The sequence below is a fragment of the Streptomyces sp. NPDC006393 genome (assembly GCF_040628575.1).
Taxonomy (GTDB): Bacteria; Actinomycetota; Actinomycetes; order Streptomycetales; family Streptomycetaceae; genus Streptomyces.
On record NZ_JBEXZD010000086.1, the window covers coordinates 15,886 to 36,596 of the forward strand.

The following is a 20,711-nucleotide window of genomic DNA, read 5'->3' on the forward strand; positions in this document are numbered from 1 at the left end:
CCCGCCTGATCAAACCGCCACGGCACCACCGACCGAAGGGAAGACCCGTGCAGATCGCCATCGTCCTCTACGACCGCTTCACCGCCCTCGACGCCGTCGGCCCCTACGAGACCCTGGGCCGCCTCCCCGGCGCGGACACCGTCTTCGTCGCCGAGCGGACCGGACCGGTCCGTACCGACACCGGGCAGCTCGCGATCACCGCCGACCGGACCCTGGCCGACGTGCCGTCCCCCGACATCGTGGTCGTGCCCGGCGGTCCCGGCCAGAGCCCGCAGATGGAGAACCAGGCCCTGCTGGACTGGCTGCGCGCCGCGGACGCCACCAGTACCTGGACCACGTCCGTGTGCACGGGTTCCCTGCTGCTGGCCGCCGCCGGGCTCCTGAACGGCCGCCGCGCCACCTCCCACTGGCTGGCCCTGGACCAGCTCCCGCGCTTCGGGGCCGAACCGACGGGCGAGCGGGTGGTCGTGGACGGCAAGTACGTCACCGCGGCCGGCGTGTCCTCCGGCATCGACATGGGTCTGACCCTGCTGGGCACCCTGGCGGGCGACGACTACGCCATGTCGGTCCAGCTGCTGACCGAGTACGACCCGCAGCCGCCCTACGACGCGGGCTCCCCGCACAAGGCGCCGGCCCGCCTGGTCGAGGAGTGGCGCGCCAGGAGCCGCTTCATCCTGTCGTAGGCGCACTCCAGGTGAAGCGCGGCTGCCTGCGTTCCAGGAACGCGGCGACCCCTTCGGCGGTGTCGCTGCCGCCGGCCGCCTGTTCGGCCCAGTGCGCGTCCCGGTCGGTCCGGCCGTTCGCGAACTCCTTGGCCGCGGCCTGGGTCAGCTGGGAACGGGACACCAGGATCGCGGTCAGCTCCGCGACGCGCTTGTCCAGGTCGCCCTCGGGCAGCACCTCGTCGACGAGTCCGGTGCGCAGCGCCCGCTCCGTGCCGATCAGCTCGCCGGAGAAGAGCAGGTACTTCGCGGTGGCCGGCCCCACCAGCGACACCAGCCGCCGGGTGGAGGACGCCGGATAGACGATGCCGAGCTTCGCGGGGGTCACCCCGAACAGTGCCCCCTCCTCGGCCAGCCGCAGGTCACAGGCCGCCGCGAGCTGGGCGCCGCCGCCGACGCAGTGACCGCGCACGGCGGCGAGCGTCGGCTTGGGGAACGCGGCGAGCGCCTCCTCGGCCGCCACCGACAGCCCCTGCGCCTCCTGCGGCGAGCCCTGGAGCGTGGAGATGTCGGCACCCGCGCAGAAGGTCGCGCCCTCCCCGGTCAGCACCAGCGCCCGCACCGCAGGGTCACGGGCCAGCCCGTCCAGCAGCGGCGGCAGCGCCCGCCACATCGCGGCCGTCATGGCGTTGCGCTTGGCCGGATGGCGGACGACGACGGTGGCGACCGAGCCGGCGACCCGGTGGGACAACTGGGGCTCCATGGGCCGGATGCTATCCGCCGGTCCAAGCGCTTGCTCACCGGGGTGCTGGGCCCGGACCGGGGGTGATGACGGCACGTACAACCCGAAGAGTTCCCGAAGGCGGCGCGGACCGGGCAGGAACGGTCGCCGCCACGACCAGGTCATGCGCAAACGGTCGGAAAGCGATGGAAACCAGCTGACTTGCGTTCAGTCCTTGGGGTCGGGCGCCGCGTTACCAACACTCGACGTGTGGTGACAATCGAGCGCGAGGGCGGCGACTGGGCGATGGACAACCACGGGCGCGGCGACGGGTCGCGCCCAGCGGGCGGCGCGGAGGCCTACCTGGACGCCCGGCCGCCGGATCCGCCGCCGTACGAGGGGGTCTGGCGGTTCACCGCGCCCGCCGTCGACGCCTCGGTTCCGCAGGCCCGGCACGCCGTGCGGGACCTGCTGTGCCGCCAGGGGGTACCGGCCTCGGACGACCTGGTCCACGGGCTGCTGCTGATCGTGTCCGAACTGGTCACGAACGCCGTGCGGCACGCGGCCGTGCTGTCCCCGATGCTGGCGGTGGAGGTCGCCGTCGGCGCCGAGTGGCTGCGGGTGTCCGTGGAGGACAACCACCCCTACCGGCCGACCGCGCTGGAGACCGACCACGGGCGCACCGGCGGGCGCGGGCTCCTGCTGGTCCGGGAGATCGCCCGGGAGGCGGGCGGGGTCTGCGACGTGGAGCACACGGCGAGCGGCGGCAAGGTGATCTGGGCCGCCCTGCCGCTCAAACCCGTGCTGTGACCGCGCCACCCGGCCGGGTGACCGCGCCCCTCGGTTCGGTGACCGCGTCCCCCGGTCCGGTGAGTGTTCCGCCCCGCGCGCTCACCAGCCCGCCGGGCCCGTCAGCTCCCTGATCGCGGGACGCGCGGCGTCCAGCACCGTCATGAACCAGGACGAGAACGTCTCCGTTGCGTGCCGCTCCATGAGCTCCGCGGGCGTCACGAACGCCGTCTCGCCGACCTCCTCCGGGTCCGGCCGCAGCGCGGCCTGCACCAGACCGACGAAGAGGTGGTTGTACTCCTGCTCCACCAGACCCGACACCGGGTCCGGGTGGTTGTAGCGGACGGTGCCCGCCTCGGCCAGCAGCGAGGGGGAGACCCCGAGCTCCTCGTACGTCCGCCGGGCCGCCGCCGCGAAGGGCGCCTCGCCCGGGTACGGATGGCCGCAGCAGGTGTTGGACCAGACACCCGGGGAGTGGTACTTGCCGAGCGCCCGCTGCTGGAGCAGCAGCCGGCCGTGCTCGTCGAAGAGGAACACGGAGAAGGCGCGGTGCAGCCGCCCCGGCGGCTGATGGGCGGCGAGCTTCTCCGCGGTGCCGATCGTCACGCCGTCCTCGTCGACGAGTTCCAGCAAGATCGCGTCCGCGGTCCCGTTCGACGAGCTGTGCGTCGCGGTGGCAGGTGTGATCGGCATACCCATCCTTCGCATCGGTCCTCGAGCCCCAAGTCTGCCGCACGAATCCGGCACTCCCGGCACTTCCCGGCACACCCGCATGTCCCACGCGCAGCCGTGGACGGCGGCCGTCACCGCTCGGACGCCGGAAGCGGCACCCGGTAAGTGATCGTGCCCGGCCGGACCCGCCCGGAACCGTCCGGGCGTCTTCGGTCCGGCCGGAGCGCGGCTTCAGTGGCACAGGCGGGCCTCGTGCTCCGCGTGCCCGCCCGGCTCCAGCTGGAAGGTGCAGTGCTCCACGTCGAAGTGGTGGCCGAGGCAGCCCTGCAACTCGTGCAGCAGCTTCTCGTGGCCGATGGCGCTGAGCGCCTCGGAGCTGACGACCACGTGCGCCGACAGCACCGGAAGGCCGGAGGTGATCGTCCAGGCGTGCAGGTCGTGCACGTCCTCGACGCCGTCCAGGGCCAGGATGTGCGCCCGTACCTCGGACATGTCGACGTTCTTCGGGGCCGCCTCCAGCAGCACGTCGAGGGTCTCGCGCAGCAGCTTGACGGTGCGCGGCACGATCAGCAGGCCGATGGCGAGGGAGGCGATCGGGTCGGCGGCCTGCCAGCCGGTGAGGAGGATCACGGCCGCGGAGATCATGACCGCCAGCGAGCCCAGCGCGTCCGCGGCGACCTCCAGGAACGCGCCGCGCACGTTCAGGCTCTCCTTCTGGCCGCGCATCAGGAGCGTCAGGGAGACCGAGTTCGCCACCAGGCCGATCAGACCGAACACGATCATCAGCCCGCCGTGGGTGGCCGCCGGGGAGAGGAACCGCTGGACGGCCTCGTACAGGACGTAGCCGCCGACACCGAGCAGCAACAGGCAGTTGGCGAGCGCGGCGAGGATCTCGGCCCGCGCGTAGCCGAAGGTGCGGTTCCGGCTCGGCGGCCGGTTCGCGAAGTGGATCGCCAGCAGCGCCATGCCGAGCCCCAGGGCGTCCGTCGCCATGTGGGCGGCGTCCGCGACCAGCGCGAGCGAGTCCGCGAGCACACCGCCGACGATCTCCACCACCATCACGGCGAGCGTGATCGCCAGCGCGACGCGCAGTGTGCCGCGGTGTGACGCCGCGGCCGTACCGCCGGCGCCGTGCGTGTGCCCGTGGTCGTGACCGGCCCCCATCAGACTGACCGCCCTCCTGTGTTCCGCCCGGGATCACAGTGAACTACGGGTGGGGGGTATTGGGCAACGCGGCACTGAACACCGTTGTCATGTGCCCTGACCTGCGCAAACGAAGCGCAGGTCAGGAGGTGCGACGGTCGGCCGCCGCGGTGCGGCCGCCACCCCTGCCACGCCGGGCAGACCTGTTCCCGCTTCCCTTCCGATGTCCCTTCCGCCCCTTCCGATCCGCTCCGGCGCCCAGGAACCAGGCGGAGGGCATGTGTGGTGTGGGGGGAATGCCCGATCTGGTGCGGAGTTTGTGGCCCGGCCGTCCGATCGACGATGATGATCGCGGCCAGGGCCTGCGGCATGCCCCGTCGATCGGCCCGTGAACGGCCGGTGAACGCGGGATTCCGAGCATCCGATAGCCTCTGCCGACATGCCGCCGGGGTGCCACGGGCGAACGGCGCCTTCCATCGTGAACATGACCGGCGCGGACGCGTCGGTACCAGGGAGTGAGTTCGGTTGTCGACCGCCATCCTCACCGGCCGGCCGGTGCCCGGATCGTCGATCGAGGGCGATCTGCTGTCACTCGGCTTCGACGTGCGGATCGCCGTCGACGTCTCCGCCGCGGAGACCCTGCTCGCGCAGGTGCCAGGCGATCAGCGGGTCGCCGTCGTCGACGCCGGGTTCGTCGGCCATCTGCACGCCCTGCGCCTCGGGCTGACCGATCCGCGCTACCCGCTCGCCGCCGTCCCCGGCGCCGTGACCGCGCAGCCGGCCGGCCGGCAGGCGCTGACCCGCGCGATGGCCCGGGAGAACTCCGCCGGCGGCGGCACCGCGGTCGCGGTCGACAGCCTCGCCGACCGCATCACCGCGGCCCTGGAGGCCGACGGCGCCGGCGTGCACCGTCCCGAGCTCGGCAGCCTCGTCGCCGTCGTCCCCGCCGACCCGCAGGCCCGCAACGAGGCACGGCAGGCCGTCTCCGCCGTGGACGAGGAGGCGGTCCGACTGAAGTCGGCCGTGAAGGCCCGCGACGGCTTCTTCACCACCTTCTTCATCAGCCCGTACTCCCGCTACATCGCCCGCTGGTGCGCACGCCGCGGCCTGACCCCCAACCAGGTCACCACCGCGTCCCTGATCACCGCGCTCATAGCGGCCGGCTGCGCCGCCACCGGCACCCGCGGCGGGTTCGTCGCCGCCGGAGTGCTCCTGATCGCCTCGTTCGTCCTGGACTGCACCGACGGACAGCTCGCCCGCTACTCGCTGCGGTACTCCACGCTCGGCGCCTGGCTGGACGCCACCTTCGACCGGGCCAAGGAGTACGCCTACTACGCCGGACTCGCCCTCGGCGCCGCCCGTGGCGGCGACGACGTGTGGGCCCTCGCGCTCGGCGCCATGGTCCTGCAGACCTGCCGGCACGTCGTCGACTTCTCCTTCACCGAGGCCAACCACGACGCCACCGCCAACACCAGCCCCACCGCCGCCCTCTCCGACAGACTCGACAGCGTCGGCTGGACGGTCTGGCTGCGCCGGATGATCGTCCTGCCCATCGGCGAGCGCTGGGCGATGATCGCGGTTCTCACGGCGGCCACCACCCCCCGCATCACCTTCTACGCGCTGCTCATCGGCTGCGCCTTCGCGGCGACGTACACGACCGCGGGCCGCGTCCTGCGCTCGTTGACCCGCAGGGCCACCCGCACCGACCGCGCCGCGCGGGCGCTCGCCGACCTCGCGGACGGCGGACTGCTCACCGAGGGCCTGAGCCGTCTGTTCAGGAGGCCCGCCCGCCGGCTGCCCGGCTTCCTCCCGCCGGCCCTCGCCCTCCTCGGCGGCCTCGCCGTCACCGGCACCGCCGCCCTGACCGGGTTCGGCGGCCCCTGGCCGGTGCTCGGCGCCGTCGTGTACGTCCTCACCTCGGCCCTCGCCGTCGCGCGCCCCCTCAAGGGCACCCTGGACTGGCTGGTCCCGCCGTTCTTCCGCGCCGCCGAGTACGGCACCGTACTGGCACTGGCCGCCGAAGCCGACGTGAACGGAGCGCTGCCGGCGGCTTTCGGGCTGGTTGCGGCCGTCGCCTACCATCACTACGACACGGTGTACCGCATCCGCGGCGACGCCGGAGCGCCACCGGCCCCGCTGGTGCGCGCCATAGGGGGGCAGGAGGGGCGGACGCTGCTCGTCACCGTGCTTGCCGCACTGCTCACCGCTGCTCAGTTCAAGGTCGCGCTCACGGCGCTCGCCGTGCTCGTGGCCGTGGTGGTGCTCACCGAGAGCATCCGCTTCTGGGTGTCCGCAGGGGCGCCCGCTGTACACGACGAAGGAGAACCCGCATGATCGGCCTCGTGCTGGCGGCCGGCGCCGGACGGCGTCTGCGCCCCTACACCGACACCCTGCCCAAGGCGCTGGTGCCGGTGGGGCCCGAGGGCGCGGAGGACAGCCTGACGGTGCTGGACCTCACGCTGGGCAACTTCGCCGAGGTGGGCCTGACCGAGGTCGGCGTCATCGTCGGCTACCGCAAGGAGGCCGTGTACGAGCGCAAGGCGGCCCTGGAGCAGAAGTACGGGGTCAAGCTCACCCTGATCGACAACGACAAGGCCGAGGAGTGGAACAACGCCTACTCCCTGTGGTGCGGCCGTGACGCCCTGAAGGACGGCGTGATCCTCGCCAACGGCGACACCGTCCACCCGGTCTCCGTCGAGAAGACCCTGCTGGCCGCCCGCGGCGATGGCAAGAAGATCATCCTGGCCCTGGACACGGTCAAGCAGCTCGCCGACGAGGAGATGAAGGTCGTCGCCGACCCCGCCAAGGGCGTCCGGAAGATCACCAAGCTGATGGACCCGGCCGAGGCGACCGGCGAGTACATCGGCGTCACCCTGATCGAGGGCGAGGCGGCCGAGGAGCTGGCCGACGCGCTGAAGGCGACCTTCGAGCGCGACCCGCAGCTGTACTACGAGGACGGCTACCAGGAGCTCGTCGACCGCGGCTTCACGATCGACGTGGCCCCGATCGGCGACGTGAAGTGGGTCGAGATCGACAACCACGACGACCTCGCCAAGGGCCGGGAGATCGCGTGCCAGTACTGACCCGGCTCATCCCGACGCCGGTCGCCGTCGACATCCGCGCGGGTGCCCTGAACGACCTGGCGAGCGTGCTCGCCGACGAGCGCGTCTCGCACTCGGGGCGCCTGGCCGTCGCGGTCAGCAACGGCTCGGGTGCCCGGCTGCGCGAGCGGATCGCGCCGTCGCTGCCCGGTGCCACCTGGTACGAGGTCGGCGGCGGAACCCTCGACGACGCCATCCGGCTGGCGGGCCAGATGAAGTCGGGACGCTACGACGCCGTGGTCGGCCTCGGCGGCGGAAAGATCATCGACTGCGCCAAGTTCGCCGCCGCGCGCGTCGGCCTGCCGCTGGTCGCCGTGCCCACGAACCTCGCCCACGACGGTCTGTGCTCCCCGGTCGCCACCCTCGACAACGACGCGGGCCGCGGCTCGTACGGCGTGCCGAACCCGATCGCGGTGGTCATCGATCTGGACGTCATCCGCGAGGCCCCGGTGCGCTTCGTGCGCTCCGGCATCGGGGACGCCGTCTCGAACATCTCCGCGGTCGCGGACTGGGAGCTGGCCAACCGGGTCAACGGCGAGAAGATAGACGGCCTCGCCGCCGCCATGGCCCGGCAGGCCGGCGAGGCCGTGCTGCGCCACCCGGGCGGCATCGGCGACAACGGCTTCCTCCAGGTGCTGGCCGAGGCGCTGGTGCTCAGCGGCATCGCCATGTCGGTGTCGGGCGACTCACGGCCGTCCTCCGGGGCCTGCCACGAGATCAACCACGCCTTCGACCTGCTGTTCCCGCAGCGCGCCGCGAGCCACGGCGAGCAGTGCGGACTGGGCGCGGCCTTCGCGATGTACCTGCGCGGGGCCCGCGAGGAGTCGGCCTTCATGGCCGATGTGCTGCGCCGCCATGGGCTGCCCGTGCTGCCGGAGGAGATCGGCTTCACCGTGGACGAGTTCGTCCGCGTGGTGGAGTTCGCCCCGGAGACCCGGCCCGGCCGCTACACGATCCTCGAACACCTCGACCTGAAGACCGACCAGATCAAGGACCTCTACGCCGACTATGTCAAGGCCATCGGTAGCTGAACTCAGACCGGTCGTCCACCCCGCGGGGGTCAAGGACCGGCGCAGCGGCGAGCACTGGGCGGGACGCCTCTACATGCGCGAGGTGTCCCTGCGGATCGACCGCTACCTGGTGGGCACCAGGATCACGCCCAACCAGCTCACCTACCTGATGACCGTGTTCGGCGTCCTCGCCGCCCCGGCCCTGCTGGTGCCGGGGATCTGGGGCGCCGTGCTCGGCGTGGTGGCGGTCCAGCTGTACCTGCTGCTGGACTGCGTCGACGGCGAGGTCGCGCGCTGGAAGCAGCAGTTCTCGCTCGGCGGCGTCTACCTGGACCGGGTCGGGGCCTATCTCACCGACGCGGCGGTCCTCGTCGGGCTGGGGCTGCGCGCCGCCGACCTGTGGGGCGGCGGGCGGATCGACTGGCTGTGGGCCTTCCTGGGCACCCTGGCCGCGCTCGGCGCGATCCTGATCAAGGCCGAGACCGACCTCGTCGGCGTCGCCCGCCACCAGGGCGGCCTGCCGCCGGTGAAGGAGGCCGCGGCCGAACCGCGCTCGTCCGGGATGGCGCTGGCCCGCCGGGCCGCGGCGGCCCTGAAGTTCCACCGGCTGATCCTCGGGATCGAGGCCTCGCTGCTGATCCTGGTCCTCGCGATCGTCGACCAGGCCCGGGGGGATCTGTTCTTCACCCGGCTCGGCACGGCGGTGCTGGCCGGCATCGCGCTGGTGCAGACGCTGCTGCACCTGGTGTCCATCCTCGCTTCCAGCAGGCTGAGGTGAGCGCCGTGGCCAGGTCGCCGAAGGTCGGGGCCGTCGTCATCACCATGGGCAACCGCCCCGACGAGCTCAGGGCCCTGCTCGACTCGGTCGCCAAGCAGGACGGCGACCCCGTCGAGGTGGTGGTCGTCGGCAACGGCTCGCCCGTGCCGGACGTCTCGGAGTTCTCATCGGGTGTCCGGACCATCGAGCTGCCCGAGAACCTGGGCATCCCCGGCGGCCGCAACGTCGGCATCGAGGCCTTCGGCCCGGGCGGCCGGGACGCCGACATCCTGCTCTTCCTCGACGACGACGGCCTGCTCGCGCGCCACGACACCGCCGAGCTGTGCCGGCAGGCGTTCGCGGCCGACCCGGAGCTGGGCATCATCAGCTTCCGCATCGCCGACCCGGAGACCGGGCAGACCCAGCGCCGCCATGTGCCGCGGCTGCGGGCCTCCGACCCGATGCGCTCCTCCCGGGTCACCACCTTCCTCGGCGGCGCCAACGCCGTCCGCACGAAGGTGTTCGCGGACGTCGGCGGGCTGCCGGACGAGTTCTTCTACGCGCACGAGGAGACCGACCTGGCCTGGCGGGCCCTCGACGCGGGCTGGATGATCGACTACCGGTCCGACATGGTGCTGTACCACCCGACGACGGCGCCCTCGCGGCACGCGGTCTACCACCGCATGGTCGCCCGCAACCGGGTCTGGCTCGCCCGCCGCAACCTGCCGGCCCCGCTGGTGCCGGTCTACCTGGGGGTCTGGCTGCTGCTCACCCTCGCCCGCCGCCCCTCGCGCCCGGCCCTGAAGGCCTGGTTCGGGGGCTTCAGGGAGGGGTGGACCGCGCCGTGCGGGCCGCGCCGGCCCATGAAGTGGCGTACGGTGTGGCGGCTCACCCGACTGGGCCGGCCGCCGGTCATCTGACAAGCTCGTTCCCTGGGAGCACCGGCCGGCCGCCGCCGGCCGTGCTCGCGCCACGCCCGTGACCCGCACGGGCCGCGCATCTCGAAGACGAAAGTATCCACTTGTGAGTGAGACAACGCATGACGGCGGCGTCGCCCTCGGCGCGGCTCCGTCGCCCGACGAGGGGCTCCCGGCGGACCGGCTCGCCGCCAAGTACGGGCTGGCCGTCAGCGGCGCCCGGCCCCCGCTCATGGAGTACGTACGCCAGCTGTGGGGCCGACGCCACTTCATCCTGGCCTTCTCCCAGGCGAAGCTGACCGCCCAGTACAGCCAGGCCAAGCTCGGCCAGGTCTGGCAGGTGGCCACCCCGCTGCTGAACGCGGCCGTCTACTACTTCATCTTCGGCCTCATCCTCAAGGCCAGCCGGGGCATGAGCCACGGCGCGTACATCCCGTTCCTGGTGACCGGTGTGTTCGTGTTCACCTTCACGCAGAGCTCGGTCATGGCGGGCGTGCGGGCCATCTCCGGCAACCTGGGCCTGGTGCGCGCGCTGCACTTCCCGCGCGCCTCGCTGCCGATCTCGTTCGCGCTCCAGCAGCTCCAGCAGCTGCTGTTCTCGATGGTCGTGGTCGTCGTCGTGACGGTCGGGTTCGGCAGCTATCCGCGCCTGTCCTGGCTGCTCGTCGTCCCGGCGCTGGCGCTTCAGTTCCTGTTCAACTCCGGCCTGGCCCTGATCCTGGCCCGGATGGGGGCCAAGACCCCCGACCTCGCCCAGCTCATGCCGTTCGTCATGCGCACCTGGATGTACGCGTCGGGCGTCATGTTCTCCATCAACGGCATGCTGGCCGGGAAGCCGGACTGGGTGATCCGCGTGATGCAGGCCAACCCCGCCGCGGTCTACATGGACCTCATCCGCTTCGCGCTGATCGACGGCTACGGCGCCTCGAACCTCCCGCCGCACGTGTGGGCCCTCGCCGTGGGCTGGGCCGTGGTCGTCTTCGGCGGCGGCTTCGTGTACTTCTGGAAGGCGGAGGAGAGGTACGGCCGTGGCTGAGCAGAACTCCGGCAGGGACGCCGCGCGCAGGGACGGGGCACGGGTCCCCACCGTCATCGCGGACGAGCTGCACATCGTCTACCGCGTCAACGGCGCCAAGTCCGGCAAGGGCAGCGCCACCGCCGCCCTCAGCCGCATCGTCAAGCGGGGCTCCGACGACTCGGCGCGGGGCGTGCGCAAGGTGCACGCCGTCAAGGGCGTGTCCTTCGTCGCCTACCGCGGCGAGGCCATCGGCCTCATCGGCTCCAACGGCTCCGGCAAGTCCACCCTGCTGCGTGCCATCGCCGGCCTGCTGCCCGCCGAGAGGGGCAGGGTCTACACCGACGGCCAGCCCTCGCTGCTCGGCGTGAACGCGGCACTGATGAACGACCTCACCGGCGAGCGCAACGTCATCCTGGGCGGCCTCGCCATGGGCATGTCGCGCGAGGAGATCCGGTCCCGCTACCAGGACATCGTCGACTTCTCCGGCATCAACGAGAAGGGCGACTTCATCACGCTGCCGATGCGGACGTACTCCTCCGGCATGGCGGCCCGGCTGCGGTTCTCCATCGCCGCCGCCAAGGACCACGACGTCCTCATGATCGACGAGGCGCTGGCCACCGGTGACCGCGCCTTCCAGCGGCGGTCCGAGGAGCGCATCCGGGAGCTGCGCAAGGAGGCCGGCACGGTCTTCCTGGTGAGCCACAACAACAAGTCGATCCGGGACACCTGTGACCGGGTGTTGTGGCTGGAGCGCGGGGAACTCCGCATGGACGGGCCCACCGAAGAGGTGCTGAAGGAGTACGAGAAGTTCACGGGCAAGTAGCCTGCGCCTCGACGGGCCCCACCGGAACTGTTCCGGTGGGGCCCGGCGTCTGCAAAGGAAAGGTCAACTCCCGTGGAGCCAAGGAATCTTGACATCGATCGGTGTGTTGTTGTGATCTGCGGGACACCCCCGTGAGTCTCGCTGCGTTGTACAACGTAAGCTGTACCGGTCCCGGAAAGCGGCAAGTGGGGAGATAATGCGCGACACCCTCCGCCAGGGCCGCCGCCCGGGCGGCCGGGCGGCGTGTCCGAAATAGTGTGTGTTGGGTCGGCAGTGTAGAACGGGAGATGTGACGGCAATGGCTACGGAAACTCCCCAGCTCAACGCAGCATGTGCCGTCCACGCCCCGGGCAGCGGACGATGACGCGAACAAGAGCGGCGCTCCATCCGGAGCGCGCCACCCTCGACAAGGCCGCGGGCGAGAACTTCCCCGTGGCACCGTTCTTCCTGCCCCGTGCCTGGCGCCTCGACCTCATGGCCGTCTACGGCTTCGCCCGACTGGTCGACGACATCGGCGACGGCGATCTGGCCCCCGGCGGCGCCGACGCGCGCCTGCTCGGCGTGTCGCCCGAGGAGGCCTCGGACCGGCTGGTCCTGCTCGACGCCTTCGAGGCCGATCTGCGCCGGGTCTTCGACGGCACGCCGCGCCACCCCCTGCTGCGCCGGCTCCAGCCCACCGCCCGCCGCCGCGCGCTGACCCCCGAGCCGTTCCTCGGCCTGATCGCCGCCAACCGCCAGGACCAGCTCGTCTCCCGCTACGAGACCTACGACGACCTCCTCGCCTACTGCGAACTGTCCGCCAACCCCGTCGGCCGCCTCGTCCTCGCCGTCACCGGAACCTCCACCCCCGAGCGGATCCGCCGGTCCGACGCGATCTGCACCGCCCTCCAGATCGTCGAGCACCTCCAGGACGTCAAGGAGGACCTCGGCCGCGACCGCGTCTACCTGCCCGCCGAGGACATGAAACGCTTTCACGTCCAGGAGACGGACCTCGCCACGCCCACCGCGGGCGCATCGGTGCGCGCCCTGGTCGCGTACGAAGCGGAACGCGCCCGTGAACTCCTGAATGAAGGCGCCCCCCTGGTGGGTAGCGTCCACGGCAGGTTGAAGCTGCTGCTCGCGGGGTTCGTGGCGGGGGGAAGGGCGGCGATCGGCGCGATCGCCGCCGCCGAATACGACGTACTTCCCGGCCCGCCCAAGCCCGGCAAGGTCCAGTTGCTGCGCGAGGTGGGCGTGACTCTGCGAGGAGAGGGGTGATCCGGGCCGTGGAGTCGGAACAGCACGCGTCCGCACCGGTACTCGCCGCCTACAGCTACTGCGAGGCCGTGACCGGACAGCAGGCCCGCAACTTCGCCTACGGCATCAGGCTGCTGCCCACGCCCAAGCGGCGCGCGATGTCGGCGCTGTACGCGTTCTCCCGGCGCGTCGACGACATCGGCGACGGCGCGCTGGCGGACGAGGTCAAGGTCGCCCGGTTGCAGGACACGCGGGCGCTGCTCGACCGCATCCGCGACGGCGCCGTCGAGGACGACGACACCGACCCCGTGGCGGTCGCCCTCGCCCACGCCTCCCACGCCTTCCCGATCCCGCTCGGCGGCCTGGACGAACTCATCGACGGCGTCCTGAAGGACGTGCGCGGCGAGACCTACGAGACCTGGGACGACCTGAAGGTCTACTGCCGCTGCGTGGCCGGCGCCATCGGACGGCTCTCCCTCGGCGTCTTCGGCACCGAACCGGGCGCGCGCGGCGCCGAACGCGCCCCCGAGTACGCCGACACGCTCGGCCTGGCGCTGCAACTGACCAACATCCTCAGAGACATCCGCGAGGACGCCGCGGACGGCCGCACCTACCTGCCCGCCGACGACCTGGCCAAGTTCGGCTGCTCGGCCGGATTCCACGGCCCGACCCCGCCGGAGGGCTCCGACTTCGCCGGCCTGGTCCACTTCGAAGTACGGCGCGCCCGCGCCCTGTTCGCCGAGGGCTACCAGCTGCTGCCCATGCTCGACCGGCGCAGCGGGGCGTGCGTGGCCGCCATGGCCGGCATCTACCGCCGCCTGCTCGACCGCATCGAGCGCGAGCCGGAGGCCGTGCTGCGCGGCCGGGTCTCCCTGCCCGGACGCGAGAAGGCGTACGTCGCCGTGCGCGGGCTGTCCGGACTGGACACCCGGCACGTGACCCGGCAGACCCTCAGGAGGCGCGCCTGATGGCCGAGCGCATCCAGACCGGCCCTCCGGCCGGCCGCCCGCGGGCAACCCCGCGGACCCGGACCGCGTCACTGACGGCGACGGCCGGCCGCGGCGCACCCGCGCACCGCGGCGGACGCACAGGGGAGGGCGCCCGATGACCGACGGCACACGACCGGACGCCACCCTCACCACGGCCTCAGCACCCTCCGGACGGCATGCGGTGGTGATCGGCGGTGGCCTGGCGGGCCTGACCGCCGCGCTCGCGCTCGCCGACGCCGGTGTCCGCGTGACCCTGCTGGAGGGCCGGCCGCGCCTGGGCGGCCTCGCCTTCTCCTTCCGGCGCGGCGACCTCACCGTCGACAACGGCCAGCACGTGTACCTGCGCTGCTGCACCGCCTACCGCTGGTTCCTCGACCGCATCGGCGGCACCGCGCTCGCCCCGCTCCAGGACCGCCTCGACGTGCCCGTCCTCGACCTGGACCGGCCCGAGGGACGCCGGCTCGGCAGACTCCGGCGAGACCCGCTGCCCGTACCCCTGCACCTGGGGCGCAGCCTCGCCACCTACCCGCACCTGTCCCTGGCCGAGCGCGCCCGTGTCGGGCGTGCCGCGCTCGCCCTGAAGGCCCTCGACCCGGCCGACCCGGCCCTGGACGCCCAGGACTTCGGCAGCTGGCTGGCCGCGCACGGCCAGTCGGCGCGTGCCGTCGAGGCACTGTGGGACCTCGTAGGGGTCGCCACCCTCAACGCGGTCGCCTCCGACGCCTCACTGGGGCTGGCCGCGATGGTGTTCAAGACCGGTCTGCTGTCCGACCCGGGAGCGGCCGACATCGGCTGGGCCCGCGTCCCGCTGGGCGAACTGCACGACCGTCTGGCCCGCAAGGCGCTCGACTCCGCGGGCGTTCGTACCGAGGTCCGTTCACGCGTCACCTCCGTCTCCACAAACGAGAACGGCGGCTGGAGCGTTCAGGTTCCCGGCGAACGGATCGACGCCGACGCGGTCGTCCTCGCCGTACCCCAGCGCGAGGCGTACGACCTGCTGCCGGCGGGCGCCCTGGACGCCCCCGAGCGGCTGCTGGCCATCGGCACCGCACCGATCCTCAACATCCATGTCGTCTACGACCGCACGGTGCTCACCCGGCCCTTCGTCACCGCCCTCGGCACCCCCGTGCAGTGGGTCTTCGACCGCACCGAGGCCTCCGGGCTCAAGCGCGGTCAGTACCTGGCGCTGTCCCAGTCGGTGGCCCAGGACGAGATCGACGCGCCCGTCGCCGTACTGCGCGAGCGCTATCTGCCCGAGCTGAGGCGGATGCTGCCCCCCGCACGCGACGCCGAGGTGCTCGACTTCTTCGTGACCCGGGAGCGCACGGCGACGTTCGCGCCGTCCCCCGGCGTCGGGCGGCTGCGGCCCGGCGCCCGCACCAAGGCCCCCGGCCTGTACCTGGCCGGAGCGTGGACCGCCACCGGGTGGCCCGCGACCATGGAGAGTGCGGTCCGCAGTGGTGTCGGCGCGGCGGACGCCGCGCTGAGCGCCCTGGGCCGGCCCCGACCGAGCCGTCTGTTCGCGTTCGAGGAGACGGCCTCCCGGCCCTCGCCGGGAGACATCCCCCGGCCTCCCGGCCGACGCCCGGACGTGACCGGAGCGTCCGTGCGAGGGGGGATCCGATGAAGGTCGACCAGCAACCCGCGGCAGGCCCCCGCACCTCCGGCACCGCGACAAGAGGAGAGACTGTGCCCACTGAGTCCCCGGCCCCGACGGCCGCTCGGAGGACCGCGGTGGACGTGACCGCGCTGTTGGAGCGCGGCCGGACCCTGGCCACGCCGGTCCTGCGGGCCGCCGTCGACCGGCTGGCCCCTCCCATGGACACCGTTGCCGCCTACCACTTCGGCTGGATCGACGCCGCGGGCAACCCGGCGCACGGGGACGGCGGCAAGGCCGTGCGCCCCGCCCTGGCCGTGCTCTCCGCCGAGGTCACCGGCGCCGCCCCCGAGGTCGGCGTGCCCGGCGCGGTCGCCGTCGAACTCGTCCACAACTTCTCGCTGCTGCACGACGACCTGATGGACGGCGACGAACAGCGCCGCCACCGCGACACCGTCTGGAAGGTGCACGGACCCGCCCAGGCCATCCTCGTCGGCGACGCCCTGTTCGCGCTGGCCAACGAGGTCCTGCTGGAGCTCGGCACCGTCGAGGCCGGCCGCGCCACCCGCCGGCTGACCAGCGCCACCCGCGCCCTGATCGACGGCCAGGCCCAGGACATCTCCTACGAGCACCGCGACCGGGTCAGCGTCGCCGAGTGCCTGGAGATGGAGGGCAACAAGACCGGCGCGCTGCTCGCCTGCGCCTGCTCCATCGGCGCGGTGCTCGGCGGCGCCGACGACGCGACCGCCGACGCGCTGGAGAAGTACGGCTACCACCTCGGCCTGGCCTTCCAGGCCGTCGACGACCTCCTCGGAATCTGGGGCGACCCGGACGCCACCGGCAAGCAGACCTGGAGCGACCTGCGCCAGCGCAAGAAGTCCCTGCCGGTCGTGGCCGCCCTCGCGGCGGGTGGAGAAGCCTCCGAGCGGCTCGGCGAGATCCTCGCCGCCGACGCCAAGAGCAGCGACTTCGAGAACTTCTCCGAGGAGGAGTTCGCGGCCCGCGCCGCCCTCATCGAGGAGGCCGGCGGACGCGGGTGGACGGCCGAGGAGGCGCGCCGTCAGCACACCATCGCCATCGAAGCCCTCGACGTCGTCGACATGCCCGACCGGGTACGGGCCGCGTTCACGGCGCTCGCGGACTTCGTCGTCGTACGAAAGAGATGATCACTATCGGTCGAAGCACCCTCGCGTAGTCGCCGGCCGGTCCCGGAAGGTATCGGGCACCGGCCGACGGCGGACCCACAGCAGCACGACTTGCACGACTGCACGAAGGGGAAGCCATGACAGCGACGACCGACGGAAGCACCGGGGCGACACTGCCGACCCGCGCTGCCGCGGCCAGCGACACCGCACTCACCACCCCCGAGGCGGCCGGGGTACACCAAGCCGCCGCCCACGCCGTCCGGCGCGCCACCGACTTCCTGCTCTCCCGGCAGGACGCCGAGGGCTGGTGGAAGGGCGACCTCGAGACCAACGTCACGATGGACGCCGAGGACCTGCTGCTGCGCCAGTTCCTCGGCATCAGGGACGAGGAGACCACCCGCGCCGCCGCCCTCTTCATCCGCGGCGAGCAGCGTGAGGACGGCACCTGGGCCACCTTCTACGGCGGCCCCGGCGAGCTGTCCACCACCATCGAGGCCTACGTCGCCCTCCGCCTGGCCGGCGACGCCCCCGACGCCCCCCACATGGCGAAGGCCTCCGCGTGGGTCCGCGAGCAGGGCGGCATCGTCGCCTCCCGCGTCTTCACCCGGATCTGGCTCGCCCTGTTCGGCTGGTGGAAGTGGGAGGACCTGCCCGAACTCCCGCCGGAACTCATCTACTTCCCGACCTGGGTACCGCTCAACATCTACGACTTCGGCTGCTGGGCCCGGCAGACCATCGTGCCGCTCACCATCGTCTCCGCCAAGCGGCCGGTGCGCCCCGCGCCCTTCCCGCTCGACGAGCTGCACACCGACCCCGAGGTGCCCAACCCGCCCCGGCCGCTCGCCCCGGCCGCCAGCTGGGACGGTGCCTTCCAGCGCATCGACAAGGCCCTGCACGCCTACCGCAAGGTCGCCCCGAAGCGGCTGCGCCGGGCCGCCATGAACACCGCCGCCCGCTGGATCATCGAACGGCAGGAGAACGACGGCTGCTGGGGCGGCATCCAGCCCCCGGCCGTGTACTCGGTCATCGCGCTGCACCTGCTGGGCTACGACCTCGAACACCCGGTGATGCGCGCGGGCCTTCAGTCGCTGGACCGTTTCGCCGTGTGGCGCGAGGACGGCGCCCGGATGATCGAGGCCTGCCAGTCGCCGGTGTGGGACACCTGCCTGGCCACCATCGCGCTCGCCGACGCGGGTGTGCCCGCCGACCATCCGCAGCTGGTGAAGGCCGCCGACTGGATGCTCGGCGAGCAGATCGTGCGCCCGGGCGACTGGTCGGTGCGCCGCCCGGGGCTGCCGCCGGGCGGCTGGGCGTTCGAGTTCCACAACGACAACTACCCCGACATCGACGACACGGCCGAGGTGGTCCTCGCGCTGCGCCGGGTCAGGCACCACGACCCGGAGCGGCTGGAGAAGGCGATCGGGCGCGGCGTCCGCTGGAACCTCGGGATGCAGTCGAAGAACGGGGCCTGGGGCGCCTTCGACGTCGACAACACCAGCCCCTTCCCCAACCGGCTGCCCTTCTGTGACTTCGGCGAGGTCATCGACCCGCCGTCGGCCGACGTCACCGCGCACGTGGTGGAGATGCTCGCGGTCGAGGGCCTGTCCCACGACCCGCGCACCCGGCGCGGCATCCAGTGGCTGCTGGCCGAACAGGAACCGGACGGCTCGTGGTTCGGCCGCTGGGGCGTCAACTACGTCTACGGCACCGGGTCCGTCGTCCCCGCCCTGACCGCCGCCGGCCTGCCCGGCTCCCACCCGGCGATCCGCCGCGCGGTGGCCTGGCTGGAGAGCGTGCAGAACGACGACGGCGGCTGGGGCGAGGACCTGCGCTCCTACAAGTACGTCAAGGAGTGGAGCGGCAAGGGCGCCTCCACCGCCTCGCAGACCGCTTGGGCGCTGATGGCCCTGCTCGCGGCGGGGGAGCAGGAGTCCAAGGCGGTCGAGCGCGGCATCGAGTGGCTCGCCGCCACCCAGCGGGAGGACGGTTCCTGGGACGAGCCGTACTTCACCGGCACCGGCTTCCCGTGGGACTTCTCCATCAACTACCACCTCTACCGGCAGGTCTTCCCGCTCACCGCGCTCGGCCGGTACGTCCACGGCGAACCCTTCGCCGACCGGCTCCGAGGGGAGAAGCCCCCCGCCGAGGCCAAGGGGGGCTGATGACCACACAGCCCGCCCCGGCCCCGCTGCTGATCGCCTGCGCGCTCGGCATCGAGCACCTCGCCCTGCGCATGAGCGACCGCAGCGGGGCGGGCGGGCCGGTGACCGTGCTGCGCACCGGCATGGGACCCAGGGCGGCGGAACGGTCCGTCACCCGGGTCCTCGCCGACCCGGTGCTGAGCCGGGCCGCCGTGCTGGCCACGGGTTTCTGCGCCGGACTCGCCCCCGGCATGCACCCCGGCGACCTGGTCGTCGCCGAGGAGACCCGGGACCCGCGCGGGACCGTCCCCTGCGTCGGCACCGAACTGCTCGTCAAGGAACTCACCCGCACCCTGCCCGGCCGCACCGTCCACACCGGGCCGCTCACCGGCTCCGACCACGTCGTCCGCGGTCACGACGAGCGGTCCGAACTGCGTGCCACCGGCGCGATCGCGGTCGACATGGAGTCCGCGGCCACGCTGGTGAGCGCCGTGCGCACGGGCGCGCGCCCGGTTGCGGCCGTCCGTGTGGTCGTGGACGCTCCGGAACACGAACTCGTCCGTATCGGCACGGTGCGCGGTGGAATATCGGCTTTCCGCGTTCTTCGTTCCGTCCTACCGACTTTCTTTGAATGGCACCGTAATGTGCTGCTCCCCAGGAGGTGAGCCAGATGGCCATGCCGCTGCGCCAGTCCATCAAGGTCGCTACATACCTTGCCGAACAGAAGCTGCGCAAGCGGGACAAGTTCCCGCTGATCGTGGAGCTCGAACCGCTCTTCGCCTGCAATCTGAAGTGCGAGGGCTGCGGCAAGATCCAGCACCCGGCCGGGGTGCTCAAGCAGCGCATGCCGGTCGCCCAGGCCGTGGGAGCGGTACTGGAGTCCGGTGCGCCGATGGTGTCCATCGCGGGCGGCGAGCCCCTGATGCATCCTCAGATCGATGAGATCGTGCGCCAGTTGGTGGCCAAGCGGAAGTATGTCTTCCTGTGCACCAACGCCATGCTGCTGCGCAAGAAGATGGACAAGTTCAAGCCCTCGCCGTACTTCGCCTTCGCCGTGCACATCGACGGGCTGCGCGAGCGGCACGACGAGTCGGTGGCCAAGGAGGGCGTGTTCGACGAGGCGGTGGAGGCCATCAAGGAGGCCAAGCGGCGCGGCTTCCGGGTGACCACCAACTCCACGTTCTTCAACACCGACACCCCGCAGACCGTCGTCGAGGTGCTCAACTTCCTCAACGACGACCTCAAGGTCGACGAGATGATGATCTCGCCCGCCTACGCCTACGAGAAGGCGCCCGACCAGGAGCACTTCCTGGGCGTGACACAGACCCGGGAGCTGTTCAAGAAGGCCTTCGCGGGCGGTAACCGCCGCCGCTGGCGGCTCAACCACTCCCCGCTGTTCCTCGACTTCCTCGAGGGCAAGGTCGACTTCCCCTGCACGGCGTGGGCCATCCCGAACTACTCGCTCTTCGGCTGGCAGCGCCCCTGCTACCTGATGAGCGACGGCTACGTCCCGACGTACCGGGAACTCATCGAGAAGACCGACTGGGACAAGTACGGTCGCGGCAAGGACCCGCGCTGCGACAACTGCATGGCGCACTGCGGCTACGAGCCCACCGCCGTCCTGGCCACCATGGGGTCCCTGAAGGAGTCCCTGCGCGCCATGCGCGAGACCGTCTCCGGAAACCGGGACTGACGCCATGACGGCCATTCCCTTGGGCCTCCCCGAGGTACCGGCCCGGCCGATCGCCGAGCGGCGCGTGTCGCGGCAGATTCACGTCGGGCCGGTGGCGGTCGGGGGCGGGGCTCCGGTGTCGGTGCAGTCGATGACGACGACGCGTACGTCGGATGTCGGTGCCACGCTGCAGCAGATCGCGGAGCTGACCGCGTCCGGGTGTCAGATCGTGCGGGTGGCCTGTCCGACGCAGGACGACGCGGACGCGCTGGCGACCATCGCGCGCAAGTCGCAGATTCCGGTGATCGCGGACATCCA

21 protein-coding genes are annotated in these 20,711 nt (G+C 72.0%); 18 read left to right on the forward strand and 3 right to left on the reverse strand.

Annotation, left to right across the window (positions count from 1 at the left end; translation table 11 throughout):
• Positions 1–47 precede the first annotated feature (47 nt).
• The gene (locus ABZ484_RS28175) at positions 48–683 is read left to right on the forward strand and encodes a DJ-1/PfpI family protein (RefSeq protein WP_358868731.1); all 636 of its coding nucleotides are present in this window, start codon (positions 48–50) and stop codon (positions 681–683) included.
• On the opposite strand, the gene ABZ484_RS28180 is transcribed toward ABZ484_RS28175, so the two are convergent.
• A complete protein-coding gene (locus ABZ484_RS28180; RefSeq protein ID WP_358868732.1) occupies positions 670–1,425 on the reverse strand; it encodes an enoyl-CoA hydratase/isomerase family protein in 756 nt (251 codons plus the stop codon). The two genes, ABZ484_RS28175 and ABZ484_RS28180, sit on opposite strands and share 14 nt — an antisense overlap.
• Before the next feature lie 264 nt (positions 1,426–1,689).
• On the opposite strand from ABZ484_RS28180, the gene ABZ484_RS28185 reads away from it, so the two are divergent.
• Positions 1,690–2,193, forward strand: coding sequence for an ATP-binding protein (locus ABZ484_RS28185; protein WP_358868752.1), 504 nt, complete (start codon positions 1,690–1,692; stop codon positions 2,191–2,193).
• Between the two features lie 81 nt (positions 2,194–2,274).
• On the opposite strand, the gene idi is transcribed toward ABZ484_RS28185, so the two are convergent.
• Positions 2,275–2,865: an isopentenyl-diphosphate Delta-isomerase gene (gene idi / locus ABZ484_RS28190; protein WP_358868733.1), complete on the reverse strand. Its 591-nt coding sequence runs from the start codon at positions 2,863–2,865 to the stop codon at positions 2,275–2,277.
• Between the two features lie 210 nt (positions 2,866–3,075).
• A complete protein-coding gene (locus ABZ484_RS28195) occupies positions 3,076–4,008 on the reverse strand; it encodes a cation diffusion facilitator family transporter (RefSeq protein WP_358868734.1) in 933 nt (310 codons plus the stop codon).
• 504 nt (positions 4,009–4,512) lie between these two features.
• Between ABZ484_RS28195 and ABZ484_RS28200 the strand changes: the two genes are divergently transcribed.
• From ABZ484_RS28200 to ABZ484_RS28275, 16 genes are all read left to right on the forward strand, one after another.
• On the forward strand, positions 4,513–6,321 hold the full coding sequence (locus tag ABZ484_RS28200; protein ID WP_358868735.1) for a DUF5941 domain-containing protein: 1,809 nt from the start codon (positions 4,513–4,515) through the stop codon (positions 6,319–6,321).
• Positions 6,318–7,070, forward strand: coding sequence for a phosphocholine cytidylyltransferase family protein (locus tag ABZ484_RS28205; protein WP_358868736.1), 753 nt, complete (start codon positions 6,318–6,320; stop codon positions 7,068–7,070). Before ABZ484_RS28200 ends, ABZ484_RS28205 begins: the two co-directional genes overlap by 4 nt.
• The gene (locus tag ABZ484_RS28210; protein ID WP_358868737.1) at positions 7,058–8,119 is read left to right on the forward strand and encodes an iron-containing alcohol dehydrogenase family protein; all 1,062 of its coding nucleotides are present in this window, start codon (positions 7,058–7,060) and stop codon (positions 8,117–8,119) included. Before ABZ484_RS28205 ends, ABZ484_RS28210 begins: the two co-directional genes overlap by 13 nt.
• Positions 8,097–8,876 carry a CDP-alcohol phosphatidyltransferase family protein gene (locus ABZ484_RS28215; protein WP_358868738.1) on the forward strand — a complete coding sequence of 260 codons (780 nt, stop codon included), beginning with the start codon at positions 8,097–8,099 and terminating at the stop codon, positions 8,874–8,876. The genes ABZ484_RS28210 and ABZ484_RS28215 overlap by 23 nt, the downstream gene beginning before the upstream one ends.
• Before the next feature lie 5 nt (positions 8,877–8,881).
• Complete coding sequence (locus tag ABZ484_RS28220) at positions 8,882–9,775, forward strand: glycosyltransferase (protein ID WP_358868739.1); 894 nt, start codon at positions 8,882–8,884, stop codon at positions 9,773–9,775.
• 103 nt (positions 9,776–9,878) lie between these two features.
• On the forward strand, positions 9,879–10,808 hold the full coding sequence (locus ABZ484_RS28225; protein WP_358868740.1) for an ABC transporter permease: 930 nt from the start codon (positions 9,879–9,881) through the stop codon (positions 10,806–10,808).
• Positions 10,801–11,613: an ABC transporter ATP-binding protein gene (locus tag ABZ484_RS28230; RefSeq protein ID WP_358868741.1), complete on the forward strand. Its 813-nt coding sequence runs from the start codon at positions 10,801–10,803 to the stop codon at positions 11,611–11,613. The genes ABZ484_RS28225 and ABZ484_RS28230 overlap by 8 nt, the downstream gene beginning before the upstream one ends.
• A 360-nt stretch (positions 11,614–11,973) precedes the next feature.
• On the forward strand, positions 11,974–12,870 hold the full coding sequence (gene hpnC / locus ABZ484_RS28235) for a squalene synthase HpnC (protein WP_358868742.1): 897 nt from the start codon (positions 11,974–11,976) through the stop codon (positions 12,868–12,870).
• Positions 12,867–13,817 (forward strand): presqualene diphosphate synthase HpnD, encoded by a 951-nt coding sequence (gene hpnD / locus ABZ484_RS28240; RefSeq protein ID WP_358868743.1) that lies wholly within the window; start codon positions 12,867–12,869, stop codon positions 13,815–13,817. Before hpnC ends, hpnD begins: the two co-directional genes overlap by 4 nt.
• Complete coding sequence (locus ABZ484_RS28245; RefSeq protein WP_358868744.1) at positions 13,817–13,957, forward strand: DUF6380 family protein; 141 nt, start codon at positions 13,817–13,819, stop codon at positions 13,955–13,957. The genes hpnD and ABZ484_RS28245 overlap by 1 nt, the downstream gene beginning before the upstream one ends.
• Positions 13,954–15,465, forward strand: coding sequence for a hydroxysqualene dehydroxylase HpnE (gene hpnE / locus ABZ484_RS28250; protein WP_358868745.1), 1,512 nt, complete (start codon positions 13,954–13,956; stop codon positions 15,463–15,465). Before ABZ484_RS28245 ends, hpnE begins: the two co-directional genes overlap by 4 nt.
• Positions 15,462–16,601, forward strand: a complete 1,140-nt coding sequence (locus ABZ484_RS28255; RefSeq protein WP_358868746.1) for a polyprenyl synthetase family protein — start codon at positions 15,462–15,464, stop codon at positions 16,599–16,601. The genes hpnE and ABZ484_RS28255 overlap by 4 nt, the downstream gene beginning before the upstream one ends.
• Positions 16,602–16,717: 116 nt before the next feature.
• A complete protein-coding gene (gene shc / locus ABZ484_RS28260) occupies positions 16,718–18,742 on the forward strand; it encodes a squalene--hopene cyclase (protein WP_358868747.1) in 2,025 nt (674 codons plus the stop codon).
• Positions 18,742–19,386, forward strand: coding sequence for a 1-hydroxy-2-methyl-2-butenyl 4-diphosphate reductase (locus tag ABZ484_RS28265; RefSeq protein ID WP_358868748.1), 645 nt, complete (start codon positions 18,742–18,744; stop codon positions 19,384–19,386). The genes shc and ABZ484_RS28265 overlap by 1 nt, the downstream gene beginning before the upstream one ends.
• A 5-nt stretch (positions 19,387–19,391) precedes the next feature.
• Positions 19,392–20,414 (forward strand): adenosyl-hopene transferase HpnH, encoded by a 1,023-nt coding sequence (gene hpnH / locus ABZ484_RS28270; RefSeq protein ID WP_358868749.1) that lies wholly within the window; start codon positions 19,392–19,394, stop codon positions 20,412–20,414.
• Positions 20,415–20,418: 4 nt separating this feature from the next.
• Positions 20,419–20,711, forward strand: a 293-nt coding sequence (locus ABZ484_RS28275; protein WP_358868750.1) for a flavodoxin-dependent (E)-4-hydroxy-3-methylbut-2-enyl-diphosphate synthase, incomplete at its 3' end; no start/stop codon positions are given.

What these genes read in the sequence shown, in the direction of transcription:
- ABZ484_RS28180 (WP_358868732.1), bottom strand. Translation starts at nt 1,425, where the DNA reads ATGGAGCCCCAGTTGTCCCACCGGGTCGCCGGCTCGGTCGCCACCGTC.
- ABZ484_RS28185 (WP_358868752.1), top strand. Translation starts at nt 1,690, where the DNA reads ATGGACAACCACGGGCGCGGCGACGGGTCGCGCCCAGCGGGCGGCGCG.
- idi (WP_358868733.1), bottom strand. Translation starts at nt 2,865, where the DNA reads ATGCCGATCACACCTGCCACCGCGACGCACAGCTCGTCGAACGGGACC.
- ABZ484_RS28195 (WP_358868734.1), bottom strand. Translation starts at nt 4,008, where the DNA reads ATGGGGGCCGGTCACGACCACGGGCACACGCACGGCGCCGGCGGTACG.
- ABZ484_RS28205 (WP_358868736.1), top strand. Translation starts at nt 6,318, where the DNA reads ATGATCGGCCTCGTGCTGGCGGCCGGCGCCGGACGGCGTCTGCGCCCC.
- ABZ484_RS28215 (WP_358868738.1), top strand. Translation starts at nt 8,097, where the DNA reads ATGTCAAGGCCATCGGTAGCTGAACTCAGACCGGTCGTCCACCCCGCG.
- hpnC (WP_358868742.1), top strand. Translation starts at nt 11,974, where the DNA reads ATGACGCGAACAAGAGCGGCGCTCCATCCGGAGCGCGCCACCCTCGAC.
- ABZ484_RS28245 (WP_358868744.1), top strand. Translation starts at nt 13,817, where the DNA reads ATGGCCGAGCGCATCCAGACCGGCCCTCCGGCCGGCCGCCCGCGGGCA.
- hpnE (WP_358868745.1), top strand. Translation starts at nt 13,954, where the DNA reads ATGACCGACGGCACACGACCGGACGCCACCCTCACCACGGCCTCAGCA.
- ABZ484_RS28255 (WP_358868746.1), top strand. Translation starts at nt 15,462, where the DNA reads ATGAAGGTCGACCAGCAACCCGCGGCAGGCCCCCGCACCTCCGGCACC.
- shc (WP_358868747.1), top strand. Translation starts at nt 16,718, where the DNA reads ATGACAGCGACGACCGACGGAAGCACCGGGGCGACACTGCCGACCCGC.
- ABZ484_RS28265 (WP_358868748.1), top strand. Translation starts at nt 18,742, where the DNA reads ATGACCACACAGCCCGCCCCGGCCCCGCTGCTGATCGCCTGCGCGCTC.
- hpnH (WP_358868749.1), top strand. Translation starts at nt 19,392, where the DNA reads ATGGCCATGCCGCTGCGCCAGTCCATCAAGGTCGCTACATACCTTGCC.